The following is a 14,262-nucleotide window of genomic DNA, read 5'->3' on the forward strand; positions in this document are numbered from 1 at the left end:
CGATGCCTGAGTTCCTGAGACCGCGTCGTCTGCTCGTTGCGGGGCAATTACTGCTGACACTTGCGCTGGTCGCGTTCATGGTCGTGCCCGTGGTGATGTCGGTGATGGCCGGATTGACCGTCAACTATTTTCGCGGTGTGTCGAGTGGACTGACGCTCAAGTGGCTCGATCAAGTGTGGGCGATGTATCAGGGTTCGGTCTGGTTATCGATTGAGATCGCGCTTGCAACGCTCGCCATCACGCTCGCCATTGGCGTGCCCGCAGCGTACGCGTTGGCACGAAGCAATACGCGCTGGGCGCGTTTTGTCGAAGAACTGCTTGTCCTGCCTATCGCACTGCCGGGACTCGCCACGGCACTGGCGTTGTTGTCCGTGTATGGCGGCTGGAGTGCTTTTCGCTCGAGCATGTGGTTCATCGTCGCCGGGCATGTGGTCTTCACCTTGCCATTCATGGTTCGCTCGGTTGCCGCCGTCTGCGCGGGTACGGACCTGCGGACCATGGAGGAAGGCGCGACGAGTCTGGGCGCGTCGTTTGCGCAGCGCTTCCTGACGATCGTGCTGCCGAATGCGCGGCCTGGCATTGTTGCCGGCGCGCTCGCGGTGCTGACTTTGTCGATAGGCGAATTCAACCTGACGTGGATGCTGCATACACCCGACACCAAGACACTGCCGGTCGGACTCGCCGATGCCTATGCGTCCATGCGTCTTGAAGTCGGCAGCGCGTACACCATTCTGTTCTTGCTGATGACCTTGCCATTGCTGATTGCGATGCAGTGGCTGGGCGTCGATCCGGCAGGCGCGCAGAGTTCCCGCGCCGCAGCAAAACGCAAGCGCGCGTTGTCGCGAAGTAGCGCTCCCGGGCAGCAACCCCTCACCCACCCTGTAGAGACTGCACGATGAGACTCGAAGCTGTTCCCGTCACCCTCAGCCGTTGCGCGAAAACGTTTCGCGGGCAGCGTGTGCTCGAACCCGTCGATCTCAGCATCGAACCTGGCGAGACGCTGGTGCTGCTTGGACCGTCCGGTTGTGGCAAGACCACTACGCTGCGCTTGATCGCGGGGCTGGAAAAGCCCGATGCCGGCGGGCGCGTGAGTTTCGGCGCCGACGATGTCACGGCATTGCCTATCGAGCGTCGTCAGGTCGGCATGGTGTTTCAGAACTACGCGCTATTTCCCAATCTCACCGTGCGTGGCAACGTGGGTTACGGCTTGCGGATCCAGAAGGTGGAGGCGTCGGCGGCGCGTCGCCGCGTGGATGAATTGCTCGAGATGACCGAGCTGACCGCGCACGCAGACAAGCCGATCACCGAATTGTCCGGCGGCCAGCGCCAGCGCGTTGCACTGGCTCGCGCACTGGCGCCGAGGCCGCGTGTATTGTTGCTCGATGAACCGCTGACCGCACTCGATGCCCGTCTGCGCGAAACCTTGCGTGCCGAGATGAATGCGTTGCTGCGCGAACTTCGTGTGACCAGCATCTACGTCACGCACGACCAGTCCGAAGCGATGGCGCTTGCTGACAGGATCGTGGTGATGAGCGCCGGGCGCATTGAGCAATGCGGCACGCCACGCGAGATTTATTATCAGCCAGCGAGCCGCGCGGTGGCGCAATTCATTGGCACATTGAATCGGGTGGCGGGCGAATGTCGTGATAACGCATTCGTCACGCTTGGCGGTACGATTAGCGTGACGGGACTGGTCGCGCAATTGCGTGCGCGGGATGGCGCGCGGTCGGAGATTTTCTTCCGGCCCGAAGATGCCGTGCTTGTCGATCCGCAGGCTGCGCAGTTGCGCGGCGCGGTGGAGTCGGCGCTGTTTTTGGGTGAACGCACCCGCTTGAAAATCAGGGACGCGGCGCCGGATGCATTGATTGTCGATGTGCCCGGCCGTGTGGAACTGGCCGAGGGAACGGCCGTGGGGATATCGGTGCGCGACGAGGGCTGGGTCGCGCTGCACTGACCCCCTCGCTTCAGATCAAACAAGGAGATGCCATGCTGCTCGCTCAAATCACCGATTTGCATATCAAGCTTCCCGGTGTGCTTGCGTATAAGAAAGTCGATACAGCAGCCTGTCTGCGTGCCTGTGTCGAGCGTCTGAACGCATTGAGCCCGCGTCCGGACGCTGTGCTGGTGACGGGCGATCTGGTGGATTTTGGAACCGTCGATGAATACCGGCATCTGGCGGCGTGTCTGAAGCCGTTGGACATTCCGGTGTATCTGATGGTCGGGAATCACGACGATCGCGCGGCATTGCGCGAGGTTTTCGATGCGGGGTATCTGCACGAAAGCGGTACCGGCAGCGACTTCGTGCAATACGCGTTCGATCTGCAAGATACACGGGTCATCGCGCTGGATTCGCAGAAACCGGGGGAAAGCCCAGGTACGTTATGCGACGCGCGTCTTGCCTGGCTCGAGCATCAATTGGCGGCCGCTGACGGTCGCCCGGTGATTGTCGCGTTGCACCATCCGCCGTTTGCTACCGGTATCGGGCATATGGACGACATGGCGCTTGACGTGCAGGCCGCGTCGAAGCTCGAAGCGCTGATTTCGCGGTATCCGAATGTCGAACGCGTTTTGTGCGGACATGTGCATCGGCCGGTGCATAGGCGCTTCGCGGGAACGATCGCTTCTATCGCGCCGTCGACCGCGCATCAGGTGGTGCTTGATCTGCATGTCGATGCACCGTCGGCGTTCGTGCTCGAGCCGGGTGCGTTTGCCTTGCACTATTGGACGGAGGGCGTGGGGCTCGTGTCGCATCATGAGTATGTCGAGCAGTTCGACGGCCCGTATCCATTTTTCGATGACGACGGGGCGTTGGTCGACTAAGGGCTTAGCCGGTTACTTTTCCCGGCGCCGGCGCCAGCGACCCCACTTCCACGATCAACCCAGCCCCGTCCTCGCGATTGCGCACATCGAGCGTAGCCCCATGCCGCCCCGCAATGCTCGAGGCAATCGCGAGTCCAAGCCCGCTGCCCGACCCCTGCGCACCGGTAGCGCGATAAAACCGGTCGAACACCCGGTCCAGTTCATCGGGTGCGATGCCCGTACCCGTATCTACAACGTCGACGCCTACGCCCTGTCCATCACGCGTGAGGATCACATCGACCCTTCCGCCTTCCGGCGTATGGCGAATCGCGTTATCGATCAGATTGTTGAGCAAGATTCCCAGCGAATGTTCGTCGCCAAGCACGACATAGTCATCCGATGCATCGCGCGAGCGCTCCTCCAGTCCCAGATCGATGCGCTTGGCCTCCGCCAGCAACGACAGATCACTCACTGACCTCTCCGCGAGACGGCGCAGACTCATGGGCGCCACCGCCGCCGCCCGGTTCGCATCCTCGCGCGCCATCGCCAATAACTGATGCGCGAGATGAATGATCCGGTTGAGCCGTCCCTCGAGACGCTCCAGCGTCTGGCCTTCACCTTGCAACGTGCCATCACGCCGGGCCGCCTGAAGCTGCAGCTTCAACGCGGTCAGTGGCGTGCGCAACTCGTGCGCCGCGTCGGCAACAAAGATTCGCTGCGCCTGCGACGCGTCGTCCAAACGCCGCAGCAAGTCATTCAATGCATCGACCAGTGGACGAATCTCGACCGGCACCCGAGCGCCGGCCTGCAACGGCTCAAGCGAGTTGAGCGAGCGCCGCGATAACGCCCGCGACAATCCACCGATCGGCGCAAGTCCCCGGGCCACGACAAACAGCACCAGCGCAATGGTCACCGGCACCACCAGGGCCAGCGGCCACAATGTGCGCCAGGCAAGCCGCAGCGCAAGATCCTCGCGAACGGAGAACGGTTGCGCTACCTGGATATATCGGTCCGGCTGCTGCAGGCCGAACACGCGCCATCGATATTCACCGCGTTCAATCGACCTGAATCCTTCAGCGACGCGCGGCAACGCCGGCTCCTTGAGCGAGTGATAAACAAGCTGGCCTTGCTTGTTCCAGATATCGATCGCGATACGGTCGTCGGCTATGCCGTCGAAGTCGTGGCTGCGCTGCTCGGCAGCGTCGGCCGTGGCAATATTCGCGGGCAACGACAGCGCGACGGTGCGCAGTTCGTAGTCGAACAACTCGCCCGCCTCGCGGCGCGCGGTGTCAAAGATGCCATAGGCCGCCGCCAGCGACGTCGCGGCCAGTCCGAAGATCAGCCAGCCGAGCAGCCAGCGGCGAATGGATCTCATTCGAGTCCCCTGAGCCGGTAGCCCACGCCCCGGACCGTCACTATCTGCTCCGCGCCAATCTTGCGCCTGAGACTGTGGACATGTACCTCAATGGTATTGCTGCCCACTTCCTCACCCCATCCGTACAGCTTCTCTTCCAGTTCCGCACGCCTGAATACGCGTGTGGGCTCCTCGATCAGCACCTGGAGCAACGCGAACTCGCGTGGCACCAGCGGCAACGGCACACCGGCCTTGCTTGCCTCGTGCGAGGCGGGATCAAGTGCTAGTTCGCCATGCGTGTAGATGGGCTGCTTTTGTCCGGTACGACGTCGCAGCGCCGCGCGCACGCGTGCTGCAAGCTCGTCGAGATCGAAGGGTTTCATAAGGTAGTCGTCCGCGCCCGCGTCGAGTCCGCGAACGCGGTCATCCACGGCATCGCGTGCGGTCAGGATGATGACTGACGCCGCACCGCCCGCCTTGCGGTACGTGTTCAGCACCTGGATGCCATCGCGTTTCGGCAAGCCGAGGTCGAGCAGTACAAGGTCGTACACCCCATTGCCAAGCGACAGCTCAGCGGCGCGACCGTCCGCCGCCCAATCGATCGCATACCCCAGCCGGCGCATCGAGTCGAGCACGGTTTCGGCAATCATCTCGTCATCTTCCACCAGCAATAGCCGCATCGTGAGTTTTTCCCGGTCCTGCCAATAAGTATCGAGCATGAATTCTCCGCGGCAGGTGCTTAAGCGTTCCTTAAGCATCGGCTTCCAGGAATCAGCCGCTCCTTTGACCAACGTTGTCAATTCACAGTGATCCTTAACACCCCCTTGTCTGCGAACGAGCTGTTTTAGCGGCGTGACCGTGCTGGAAAGTCCTTAAGCATCGCTTAAGCATGCGCATGCCACACTGCCTGTAACTGTGTGTAATAATTCATCTCTTTCCTGATTATTTCGCTGACACAAAGCTGCATCAATGAATATTCAAAACGCCCGCCGCTGGGCGCCGCGAGGCAAGCGAGTGTGGTTAATGAGCGCGCTCGCGCTTTGTGTCGCAAGCGGGGTCAGGCTTGCCTTGCACCCATTCCTGGGGCCGGTGATGCCGGGTGTCGCCTTCTGCATAGCGGCGGCCATGGTCGAATACTTCTTTGGCCTTATCCCTTCGCTGACGGTAATGTTGCTTGGACTGGGCATTGCCGATTTCCTGTTTGTGCCACCTTACGGCCAGATTGCAGTCATCGATCGCGCTGACATCATGCTGGCGATTTCTTACCCGCTCGTCACGCTGTCCACCATCACGCTCATTGAACGGCTGCGGCGCTCGCAATTCAGTACAGAGCTGATCGCGGCAGTGGCGCTCTCTCGCTACGAAATGCTGCTGCGCGCCGACAACGAACGGGCGCTGTCTCGCCGGGCGGTGGACGAAACGCACCGGCTGGTGCGGCATCTGCCGCACTACCACGACGCCATCATCCTCTTGCAGGCGGTTGAGCGCAGCGCGGAGCACGGCGCGAACGAAATGGCGCCTGGGCGGCTTTTTGCCAATGCCCATCCCGACGATATCAAGCGGCTGCAGCGTGGTTTGCAGCCGGGGCGACATCGCGTGCGCATGGCTTCGGGCGACGGCATGCATAGACTCGTGGAATGCATCTGCGAGCGTTTTACCACGCACGCCGGTGAGTTTCTGATTTTGCGCAGGATTGATTAGCGTGACAAAGGAAACGCCTGCATTGAACGCTTCGACCTTTTACCCCGGCAGTGACCATGCGGTCCTGATGCTGCACGGGCTATCCAGCTCGCCGCTGGAAATGCGCCATCTCGCGCGATACCTGAACAGCGAAGGGCTCACCACGTGCGCGCCGAACCTCCACGGTTACAGCGCGGGCACGCCGGAATTGCGCATGGAAGCATGGGTTGCGGCCGCCGTCAGGGAATTCGATGCGCTAAGCGCCCGTTACCCGCGTGTATCCGTGTGCGGCCTTTCCATGGGCGCCACGCTGGCGCTGGCGCTCGTGCATGAGCGGCCCACCGCGCAAGCTATCGTGCTGCTGTCCGTCACGCTCGACTACGACGGCTGGGCGATGCCCTGGTATCGCTTCCTGCTTGGCTGGGCCTATTACACGCCGCTGCGCCATCGCTGGCGGTATCACGAGGAGGCGCCGTTCGGACTGCGCAACGAGGCGTTGCGGGCGAAGATCGGCCGGGCAATGCAGCGCAACGACTTGAGCGAAGTCGGCCCGTCGAGCATCTCGCTTCCCGCGCTGCACGAGGCGAGCCGCCTTGCCGCAAGCGTGAAAAAATCGCTCGCCGCGCTCAAGAACGATTGCCTGCTGATCCATGCAATTGACGACGAAACATCCAGCCCGCGCAACGCGCAGTTCGTTGCGGCGAACGTTGGTTCGACGGTTCTGCGCACCATCTATCTCGACGATTCGTACCATATGATCACCTCCGACAACGAGCGGGAAATCGTTGCGCGCGAGACGGCCGTGTTTCTCAAGGAAAGCGAGGCCGCCAGCAGTGCGGAAGGCGGCGCGAAGCCGGTGGTATCGAAGGCGCTGGCCCGGCGCCTGCGGCAGATGGCAGCCATCGGCAAATAAAGCCCGGGCGACAGCCCGGCGGCGGCCCACAGCGGCGTCGAAGCTTTCAAAACACTTTTTGGTAAATGAACGCTCCGCGCGCGGATAAGCGTCGCTTAAGCATGTCTCGCGCACTCTATGGTCGACGTGATCCTGTCATGCGTGCGGTGTGCGGTTTTCGCCGGATTACCGCAGTGCCGCATTCCGCGTTGCCTTTAACGCGGCATCGGATGGAAACGGGGCCTCGTTCGAGACTGAAAGCCAATTCCGCTTGGCGCGAGCCCGGAGAGACTGCCATGCAAAGCACCCTGTCGATCGCATTACGCGCCCATGCGGTGCTCCTGTCGGCGTCGGTGGCGGTGCTGACGGCGGCATGCCTTTGCATCGTCTTGCTGCTGCGCGTGCCGTTGGACGATCCGGGCACGTTCGAACTCAGGACGACGGTGTTCGTTATCGCGGTGCTCGGCGTGCTGTTTGTGCGGCATAAGGCAAGCTGCGCGTTCAACGCCGCCTTGCAGGCGTGGCAGATCGGCTTGAGCGATGTCAACGCGAACGATATTACGATCAGCGACGAGTGCCCGCACGCGTGGCTGGTTCAGATGTACGCAGAGCTTTGTCCGGCGGCGGCGCGTCGGCAGATCGCGTCCAGGTAATGCAGGTGCGGCGTGCAATACCCGAAGACCGAAGACGGTGGACTGACGGCGTTACAAGCCCTGGCCGCCAGTCGACCGTCTGTTTGTTCAGGTCAGGCTCGGTGGCTTCACACGAGGACGGTCCTGGCTGCGCTCAAAAGTAGTGGCAGACGTAGTCGACGGTTTCAATCACTTCAATCTCGAAGCTCGTGTTGCCCGGCACGGTGATGGACTCGCCAGCGCCATATTCACGCCACGCCTCTTCTCCCGGATTACGCACGCGGCATCGTCCCGCATTGACATCGATCTGTTCCGGCGCTTGTGTCGAGAACGTCAGCAGGGCCGGGAAAATGACGCCTAGCGTCTTGCGGGTGCCATCGGCAAGCACGATGGTATGCGAGACACATTTGCCATCGAAGTAAATATTGGCGTGCTTGATGATCGAGACGTTGTCGAATTGTGCGGTCGTTGTCATGCGTGGAAATTCCTATGGTCCGGTTTGTTGGTCAACGGCATGGGGCACAGGCCACCGGCACGGTGCTCTGTCGTAATCGTATCGCCTCGCTCGGGATCGGCATGGCCGAACCGTGAAGCGTGGTTTTGCTGCCCCGCAAAACATAGTCATTATTGTTCCGCTTGGCAATGGCTGCGTGAATGCGCCAAGCGCTCCGCGGCCAAGCGCGCAAACGCTAGATGGGGAAACTGGTTGTCGACAGGATTTCCTTCAAGACCATGAAGGTCCTGACCTGGCGCACACCCGGCAAGTACAACAACTGCTCGGCGTGCAGGCGGTTAAAGCTCTCGCTGTCGCGCGTGCGTACCAGCATGAAGCAGTCGAACTCACCCGTCACAATGTGGCACTCCATGCATCCCGAAACCTTTTGCGCGGCTTTTTCGAACGCGGCGAAGGACTCGGGCGTGGAGCGGTCCAGCACCACGCCGATGATCATCAGCATGCCCGCGTTGAGCTTCTTTGGCTCCAGCAACGCCACGATTCCCCGGATAAGACCCGCTTGCTTAAGGCGTTCCACGCGGCGCAAACACGCCGGCGCACTCAGGTTCACCTTGGCCGCGAGCGCAACATTGGACATAGAGGCGTCGCGCTGAAGCAGCCTGAGGATCGCGCGGTCGACGCGGTCCAACTCGGGGCCCGATTGATCACTCACACGCGAACCAGCACGAACTTTTGTTGCGCCCATAGCTATTTCTCCACACATTAATTATGCCAACCAGGAATTCGTTCAGTGAGAATTAAACAAACAACAATTTATTCGCAACCCTGATTCCGGCAAAGTTTTTTACCATACTTCTCATCGACGCAAATTAATGCGACGACTTGGTTGATCACCGGAGCGACCCATGAACCTCAAGAAATTTCCCCGTCACGCGCTCACGTTCGGGCCGACGCCGATCCAGCCGCTCGCACGGCTGTCAGAACATCTTGGCGGCAAGGTCGACCTCTACGCCAAGCGCGAAGACTGCAACAGCGGCCTCGCATTCGGAGGCAATAAAACCCGCAAGCTCGAATACCTGATCCCCGAAGCGATCGCGCAAGGGTGCGATACGCTGGTCTCCATTGGTGGGATTCAGTCGAACCAGACGCGTCAGGTCGCGGCCGTCGCCGCGCATCTCGGCATGAAATGCGTGCTGGTGCAGGAAAACTGGGTGAACTACTCGGACGCGGTGTATGACCGCGTGGGCAATATCCAGATGTCACGGATCATGGGCGCCGACGTGCGCCTGGTCGCCGACGGTTTCGACATCGGCTTTCGCAAGAGTTGGGAGGACGCGTTGGAGAGCGTGCGGCAGGCGGGTGGCAAGCCTTACGCGATTCCCGCTGGTTGTTCGGACCATCCGCTAGGTGGCCTGGGCTTCGTGGGTTTTGCGGAAGAAGTGCGTCAGCAGGAAGCGGAGCTTGGTTTCAAGTTCGACTACATCGTGGTCTGTTCGGTCACGGGCAGCACGCAAGCCGGCATGGTCGTGGGTTTTGCGGCGGACGGACGCGCGGATCGGGTGATTGGTATCGATGCATCGGCGAAGCCTGAAAAAACCCGTGAACAGATCCACCGGATCGCGCGGCACACGGCTGAGCGAGTAGAGTTGGGACGTGACATCACGTTGAACGATATCGTGCTGGACGAACGGTACGGCGGTCCCGAATACGGCTTGCCGAATGATGGCACGCTTGAGGCGATCCGCCTGTGCGCGAAGCTGGAGGGCGTGTTGACCGATCCCGTGTACGAAGGCAAGTCCATGCACGGCATGATCGATAAGGTGAAGCGCGGTGAGTTCCCGGAAGGCTCGAAGGTGCTGTACGCGCATCTTGGCGGCGTGCCGGCGTTGAACGCTTATAGCTTCCTGTTTCGCGACGGTTGATCGTAGGGGCGTTCAGGGCTGGCGTTCACGGTTACGTCTTGTATAGACGCAGCGTTTCGGCCACGACGCCCCTGAACCACCGGTGCCCGGCGTCGTTGTGATGCCGGGCGCGCCAGAACTCCTGGACGGTCAGGTCGGGAAGTTTTATCGGCAGTGGAAAGACATCCACATCCGCAAGCCGCGAGAACAGGTCGGCGAGTTCGTCCGGTACGGCAGCAATGAAATCCGAGGTCGCGACCAGACTTGGAACAGCCAGCAGATACGGCACGTCTACCCCTACATTCAGCCGCGCGCCAAGGCGCCGCGATTCTTTCTCGAGCAATTGATTCGTGAGCGCCAGCGTTCCCGCGACCACATGTTTCCTGCCGATGAATTGCTCCAGCGTCATGCTGACCTTCTTGCGCTTGGTGCCGCCTTTGTCAAACCATGCGCATTGGCAACGTGATCCAGTCCGGTCCGGAAGAGGGTACGGAGCGATTCCAGTTCCTGGACCGGTTTCGAATCAATGGCCTGATTTCGGTGAGCCAGCAGAACTGAAAGGTTGATGGCAAAGAGGTTCGAAACAGACGACGGGTTCACTCATCCCGCACCAAACTGAATCGGCACGTTAAGATTCGGAACGTGCCGATCAGCCCACTCATTGATGACCAAGAAACCCGCGCCGACTCCTGAAGAACCCGCTGGACGCAAACGCCGTCCCACTCTTCGCCTGGCTTATGTGATCGGCAGCCTCGACCGGATCTTGCGGCGCCGGATGACCGAGGCCCTCGCTCCGCTCGGCCTGACCCTCTCGCAGTTCACGGCCATGTCCGTTCTCGACGCACGCGGCCAGGCGTCGAACGCCCAGCTCGCGGAGCGTTCGCTCATTACCCCGCAGTCAGCAAATGAGGTCATGAACGCCATGGCAACACGCGGCTGGATCACGCGTGAACCTGACCCCACGCATGGGCGGATTGTCCTGCTGCAACTGACCGACGAAGGGCGTGACGTCCTTCGACAGTGCGAGCAGGTTGTGCGCGCGCTTGAGACGCAGATGCTTGCCGGCATTGAAGCGGACGTCGCGAGTTCGGTGCAAGGTCACCTTGAGACCTTCGTGCGCAACTTGCGCCGGTAATCCGTCCTGTACGTACTTTCCGCCGCGTTCTATCCAGTCGCTATGCGGGGTACCGGCGCGGCTGTGAAATTGAACACGCGCGGACCGATTCATGGCTGGGCCACCGATTGATCGGGCGGCCTCAAGCAAGCGACCAAGCGACCAAGCGGGACGCTTGCGAGTTCTGCGTCGAGATCCGCCATCCCGTTTCCAAAACCGATTCGATGATCGAATGATTTCGGAGGTCCAAAAGCATGCGTTATCTCAAGAGTTAAAACATGCTATCAATTCCGGTCGGCCGGGTTGCGCTTGAGCGGTTTGCAGGTCTCGCCTACGTGAATCTCCATACCGATGGATTCACCGAAGACGGCGGAGCAGCGGCGCTGCATGGCGGCAACGACACGCAAAACCTGACGTACTCGACCCTTGGCGTGAGAGCGGCAAGCCGCTTCGACCTGAGCGGAACGACGGTTATCACGCCTCGTGGCAGGGTGGGTTGGCGCCATGCGTTTGACAACGCGACGCCGACCTCGAGTCTGGCGTTCGCCGGCAGCGCGAGCGCGTTCACGGTGTCCGGCGTTCCCATTGCTCGCGACAGCGCCGTGGTGGAACTGGGCCTCGATGTCTCTGTGGGTAAGAATGCGACTGTCGGTGTTTCGTACTCGGGTCAATATGGCGGCGGGTATCGGGACAATGCGATCCAGGGTAATTTGTTGTGGAGGTTTTAATGCGGATGTCATGAAGCTTATGTCATGACGTTTATGTAAGGGCTGCACCGCGGGATTGCTTCTGCCGATGGCCACGGTGCCCAACTCTTCAGCTTGTTCCGGCCCGGCGTGAATAACGTGAGCACCCGATGGAATAGATGTCGAACCCGAAGCGTTGTGTGAGTGCGGCCACAACAGACCGGTGAACCGGTAATGGCTGCAATCACTCCACACTTACGGTTTTCATCATGCTCAACTCGCTTATTTCCCGTCGTCGCCTGATTGCAGGCGGAACATTGGCGTCGGCTAGCGTCGCGCTCTCGAAGTTCGCATTCGGCGCTTCCATGCAAGATTCATCGGCTCAATTTGCCGCCGATGCAAAACCGACGCTCGGCGTCGTTCCCGCTTACCTGGGTTCATCGCCGCAAACGCTGCCGCCACTGCCTTACGCGGACAACGCGCTTGAGCCGGTGATCTCGGCGCGCACCATCGGGTTCCACTACGGCAAGCACCATCGCGCGTATTTCGATAACCTGCACAAGCTGCTGGCCGGTACGCCGCTGGCGCAGGCATCGCTTGAACAAGTGATCATGCAATCGCATGATCAGCCCGCTCTCGCCGATGTCTTCAACAACGCCGCGCAAGCCTGGAATCACAATTTTTACTGGAATTCGCTGAGTCCTGTTACCACTCAGCCGAGTGAAAAACTCCAGGCGGCAATCGTGCGCAAGTTTGGGTCAACCGAGGCGTTGACGAAAGCATTGGTGAGCACGTCGGCATCGCAGTTCGGCAGCGGCTGGGGCTGGCTGGTACTCGACCAGGGCGAACTTGCGGTCATCAAGACGAGCAACGCGGAAACGCCGTTCACGCGGGGTCTCGCGCCGTTGCTCACGGTCGATGTATGGGAGCATGCGTACTACCTGGACTATCAGAACCGCCGTCCCGACTATCTCGTTGCTACCGTGTCGCAGCATTTGAACTGGGCGTTTGCGTCGGCTAACCTGGACCGGGTCTGAGCAGGACAGGAAGCGTTGTGCGCGCAGCGTGGCCGCCGGCGCACAATCCATGGTCAGCCATTTCATTGAAGCAGGAGTTTCATGTTCACTCATTTCGACCGCGTGAGCCGGTTAGCGGCTGTGATAGCCGTCTGCGTTGCAAGCACTGGTGCGTCCGCTGCGTCCTCTATTGATCCTCCTCAGGCGGAACGCGTCGTGACGACGACCGCTTCCGGCGTGCAGGTGTATTCATGCGAATACGATGCGCAGCACCGTCTGGGTTGGGTGTTCAAGAACCCGCAGGCAACGCTTTACGATACAAGCGGGCAGGCATTGATCCGGCACTCGGCTGGGCCGTCGTGGGAGGCGGACGATGGCAGCCGGATCGTGGGCCACATGATTGCGCAAACGCCGAGCGAATCCGCCGCGAGCGTGCCGCAGTTATTGCTCGAAACCCGCAGCACCGCGGCGAGCGGCATGTTGTCTGCCATTCGTTATGTTCAGCGCGTGAACACTGTGGGTGGCGTGATGCCGGTCTCGCCGTGTTCGACCGAACATGAGCTTGGCAACTCGCCTTACATCGCCAATTACATTTTCTACAAGTAGCACGGGTTGCCTTGATGGCTTGCGCCACAGGCGTTGACCTCTTCAAAGGATAATCATGCATGACTCCAGATTCCTGTCCCGCATTCACACGCTTCGTGCGGGTTTGCTCATTGCGTTAGCCTTGTCGATGTCGGCCTGTACGGCGCTGAGCGTGGTGACACATTCGGTGTCGCCTGATGAAGCAAGTGTTCCTGCGGGGCTGTATCAACTCGATCCGCATCACTGGAACGTCAGTTTTGATGTCGATCACTTCAAGTATTCGCGCTTCGTCATGCGTTTCGACAAGACCACCGCGCAGTTGAACTGGAATGCGGCCGGCATGGATCAAAGCACGGTGACGGTGGATATCGATGCAACGAGTCTTGACACCAACGTCCCGATTCTCAACAAGATGGTCTCGGGCCCGGATATGTTGGACGTCGAGCATTCGCCGACCATCCATTTCGCGAGCACGGCGTTCAAGCGCACGGGGGACAGCAAGGGCGAGCTCACCGGTGACCTGACCATTCGCGGCACGACTCGGCCGGTCACGCTTGCGGTCACGTTCAATGGGCATGCGCCGAATCCGCTGACCAAACAACAGACGCTGGGCTTCTCCGCCGATGGGCATTTCAGCCGTGCGCAGTTTGGATTGTCGACGTGGTATCCGGCCGTGGGGGATGACGTGCATGTGGCAATTCAGGCGGAGTTTGACGCGACCACCCCTAATTAAATTCGCTCGCGCCGGTGGACGGGTTGGGAGTTTTGGCAGGGTGGGGCGGTGGTCAGGGGCAGTGATGGGGGGCCAGGTTTTGGGGTTAGCGGTCGGGGTCAGTGCCGGGTTGCTAGGTTCCTGCGTTAGCGGTCTGGGTCAATGCCGGGTTGCTGCTTTCAGTGTTAGTGGTCTGCCTGAGTTGGCTTATTTCTTTAGCACTGTTAGCCACTGCGCGTGGCGGCGCGTCATTTCTTGGTCCTTAGCGACAAAGAAACGAAGCAAAGAAAACGCTTTCAAACCACGCTACCCTAAGTGTCCACAGCGTGCAGTTCCCATTCATAGGTGCCCCAAAAGCACGGTGCTCGCCAGAGCCACCGATGTTTGAACCCCTCTTTCTCGCGAATCCTGACATAGACACGCTTCGCCACCAGTGC

Annotated in this window: 17 protein-coding genes; 12 read left to right on the forward strand and 5 right to left on the reverse strand. The window is 60.4% G+C overall.

From position 1 onward, the window contains the following. The first annotated feature begins 2 nt into the window (after positions 1–2). The 3 genes from BSU04_RS38480 to BSU04_RS38490 are packed head-to-tail and all read left to right on the forward strand — an operon-like array spanning position 3 to position 2,820. Complete coding sequence (locus BSU04_RS38480) at positions 3–899, forward strand: ABC transporter permease (RefSeq protein WP_089165458.1); 897 nt, start codon at positions 3–5, stop codon at positions 897–899. Continuing rightward, entirely contained in the window at positions 896–1,954 is a 1,059-nt protein-coding gene (locus BSU04_RS38485; RefSeq protein WP_089165459.1) for an ABC transporter ATP-binding protein, read from the forward strand. Before BSU04_RS38480 ends, BSU04_RS38485 begins: the two co-directional genes overlap by 4 nt. Before the next feature lie 32 nt (positions 1,955–1,986). After that, positions 1,987–2,820 carry a phosphodiesterase gene (locus BSU04_RS38490; RefSeq protein WP_089165460.1) on the forward strand — a complete coding sequence of 278 codons (834 nt, stop codon included), beginning with the start codon at positions 1,987–1,989 and terminating at the stop codon, positions 2,818–2,820. A gap of 4 nt (positions 2,821–2,824) precedes the next feature. On the opposite strand, the gene BSU04_RS38495 is transcribed toward BSU04_RS38490, so the two are convergent. Then, positions 2,825–4,174, reverse strand: a complete 1,350-nt coding sequence (locus BSU04_RS38495; RefSeq protein ID WP_089165461.1) for an ATP-binding protein — start codon at positions 4,172–4,174, stop codon at positions 2,825–2,827. After that, positions 4,171–4,833, reverse strand: coding sequence for a response regulator (locus BSU04_RS38500; RefSeq protein ID WP_089165487.1), 663 nt, complete (start codon positions 4,831–4,833; stop codon positions 4,171–4,173). Before BSU04_RS38500 ends, BSU04_RS38495 begins: the two co-directional genes overlap by 4 nt. A gap of 289 nt (positions 4,834–5,122) precedes the next feature. On the opposite strand from BSU04_RS38500, the gene BSU04_RS38505 reads away from it, so the two are divergent. From BSU04_RS38505 to BSU04_RS38515, 3 genes are all read left to right on the forward strand, one after another. Further along, positions 5,123–5,854 (forward strand): DUF4118 domain-containing protein, encoded by a 732-nt coding sequence (locus BSU04_RS38505; RefSeq protein ID WP_089165462.1) that lies wholly within the window; start codon positions 5,123–5,125, stop codon positions 5,852–5,854. 22 nt (positions 5,855–5,876) lie between these two features. Then, positions 5,877–6,746, forward strand: a complete 870-nt coding sequence (locus BSU04_RS38510) for an alpha/beta hydrolase (protein WP_256983780.1) — start codon at positions 5,877–5,879, stop codon at positions 6,744–6,746. Between the two features lie 275 nt (positions 6,747–7,021). After that, positions 7,022–7,378: a hypothetical protein gene (locus BSU04_RS38515; protein ID WP_089165463.1), complete on the forward strand. Its 357-nt coding sequence runs from the start codon at positions 7,022–7,024 to the stop codon at positions 7,376–7,378. Between the two features lie 133 nt (positions 7,379–7,511). On the opposite strand, the gene ppnP is transcribed toward BSU04_RS38515, so the two are convergent. Together ppnP and BSU04_RS38525 are read right to left on the reverse strand one after the other, a co-directional pair. Further along, positions 7,512–7,832, reverse strand: coding sequence for a pyrimidine/purine nucleoside phosphorylase (gene ppnP / locus BSU04_RS38520; protein WP_089165464.1), 321 nt, complete (start codon positions 7,830–7,832; stop codon positions 7,512–7,514). Positions 7,833–8,046: 214 nt separating this feature from the next. Then, a complete protein-coding gene (locus BSU04_RS38525) occupies positions 8,047–8,556 on the reverse strand; it encodes an Lrp/AsnC family transcriptional regulator (RefSeq protein ID WP_089165465.1) in 510 nt (169 codons plus the stop codon). A 160-nt stretch (positions 8,557–8,716) separates the two neighbouring features. Between BSU04_RS38525 and BSU04_RS38530 the strand changes: the two genes are divergently transcribed. Beyond that, positions 8,717–9,733: a 1-aminocyclopropane-1-carboxylate deaminase gene (locus BSU04_RS38530; RefSeq protein ID WP_089165466.1), complete on the forward strand. Its 1,017-nt coding sequence runs from the start codon at positions 8,717–8,719 to the stop codon at positions 9,731–9,733. A 31-nt stretch (positions 9,734–9,764) separates the two neighbouring features. Here BSU04_RS38530 and BSU04_RS38535 read toward each other — a convergent pair whose 3' ends face one another. After that, positions 9,765–10,121, reverse strand: coding sequence for a LysR substrate-binding domain-containing protein (locus BSU04_RS38535; RefSeq protein WP_144021489.1), 357 nt, complete (start codon positions 10,119–10,121; stop codon positions 9,765–9,767). Positions 10,122–10,376: 255 nt separating this feature from the next. Here BSU04_RS38535 and BSU04_RS38540 point away from each other — a divergent pair, with 255 nt between their 5' ends. From BSU04_RS38540 to BSU04_RS38560, 5 genes are all read left to right on the forward strand, one after another. Then, the gene (locus BSU04_RS38540; protein ID WP_089165467.1) at positions 10,377–10,847 is read left to right on the forward strand and encodes a MarR family winged helix-turn-helix transcriptional regulator; all 471 of its coding nucleotides are present in this window, start codon (positions 10,377–10,379) and stop codon (positions 10,845–10,847) included. A 257-nt stretch (positions 10,848–11,104) separates the two neighbouring features. Then, complete coding sequence (locus BSU04_RS38545) at positions 11,105–11,554, forward strand: autotransporter outer membrane beta-barrel domain-containing protein (protein ID WP_089165468.1); 450 nt, start codon at positions 11,105–11,107, stop codon at positions 11,552–11,554. A gap of 389 nt (positions 11,555–11,943) precedes the next feature. Beyond that, the gene (locus BSU04_RS38550) at positions 11,944–12,549 is read left to right on the forward strand and encodes a superoxide dismutase (protein ID WP_256983785.1); all 606 of its coding nucleotides are present in this window, start codon (positions 11,944–11,946) and stop codon (positions 12,547–12,549) included. 81 nt (positions 12,550–12,630) lie between these two features. After that, the gene (locus tag BSU04_RS38555; protein WP_089165470.1) at positions 12,631–13,134 is read left to right on the forward strand and encodes a DUF3455 domain-containing protein; all 504 of its coding nucleotides are present in this window, start codon (positions 12,631–12,633) and stop codon (positions 13,132–13,134) included. A gap of 55 nt (positions 13,135–13,189) precedes the next feature. Further along, complete coding sequence (locus tag BSU04_RS38560; RefSeq protein WP_089165471.1) at positions 13,190–13,846, forward strand: YceI family protein; 657 nt, start codon at positions 13,190–13,192, stop codon at positions 13,844–13,846. Positions 13,847–14,262 lie beyond the last annotated feature (416 nt).

The organism is Caballeronia sordidicola (genome assembly GCF_002220365.1).
Lineage (GTDB): Bacteria > Pseudomonadota > Gammaproteobacteria > Burkholderiales > Burkholderiaceae > Caballeronia > Caballeronia sordidicola_C.

Excerpts from the sequence above, each read along its gene's own strand:
- BSU04_RS38480 (WP_089165458.1), top strand. The coding sequence starts at position 3 with ATGCCTGAGTTCCTGAGACCGCGTCGTCTGCTCGTTGCGGGGCAATTA.
- BSU04_RS38555 (WP_089165470.1), top strand. The coding sequence starts at position 12,631 with ATGTTCACTCATTTCGACCGCGTGAGCCGGTTAGCGGCTGTGATAGCC.
- BSU04_RS38525 (WP_089165465.1), bottom strand. The coding sequence starts at position 8,556 with ATGGGCGCAACAAAAGTTCGTGCTGGTTCGCGTGTGAGTGATCAATCG.
- BSU04_RS38505 (WP_089165462.1), top strand. The coding sequence starts at position 5,123 with ATGAATATTCAAAACGCCCGCCGCTGGGCGCCGCGAGGCAAGCGAGTG.
- ppnP (WP_089165464.1), bottom strand. The coding sequence starts at position 7,832 with ATGACAACGACCGCACAATTCGACAACGTCTCGATCATCAAGCACGCC.
- BSU04_RS38545 (WP_089165468.1), top strand. The coding sequence starts at position 11,105 with ATGCTATCAATTCCGGTCGGCCGGGTTGCGCTTGAGCGGTTTGCAGGT.
- BSU04_RS38530 (WP_089165466.1), top strand. The coding sequence starts at position 8,717 with ATGAACCTCAAGAAATTTCCCCGTCACGCGCTCACGTTCGGGCCGACG.
- BSU04_RS38540 (WP_089165467.1), top strand. The coding sequence starts at position 10,377 with ATGACCAAGAAACCCGCGCCGACTCCTGAAGAACCCGCTGGACGCAAA.
- BSU04_RS38515 (WP_089165463.1), top strand. The coding sequence starts at position 7,022 with ATGCAAAGCACCCTGTCGATCGCATTACGCGCCCATGCGGTGCTCCTG.
- BSU04_RS38490 (WP_089165460.1), top strand. The coding sequence starts at position 1,987 with ATGCTGCTCGCTCAAATCACCGATTTGCATATCAAGCTTCCCGGTGTG.
- BSU04_RS38500 (WP_089165487.1), bottom strand. The coding sequence starts at position 4,833 with ATGCGGCTATTGCTGGTGGAAGATGACGAGATGATTGCCGAAACCGTG.
- BSU04_RS38495 (WP_089165461.1), bottom strand. The coding sequence starts at position 4,174 with ATGAGATCCATTCGCCGCTGGCTGCTCGGCTGGCTGATCTTCGGACTG.
- BSU04_RS38485 (WP_089165459.1), top strand. The coding sequence starts at position 896 with ATGAGACTCGAAGCTGTTCCCGTCACCCTCAGCCGTTGCGCGAAAACG.
- BSU04_RS38535 (WP_144021489.1), bottom strand. The coding sequence starts at position 10,121 with ATGACGCTGGAGCAATTCATCGGCAGGAAACATGTGGTCGCGGGAACG.
- BSU04_RS38560 (WP_089165471.1), top strand. The coding sequence starts at position 13,190 with ATGCATGACTCCAGATTCCTGTCCCGCATTCACACGCTTCGTGCGGGT.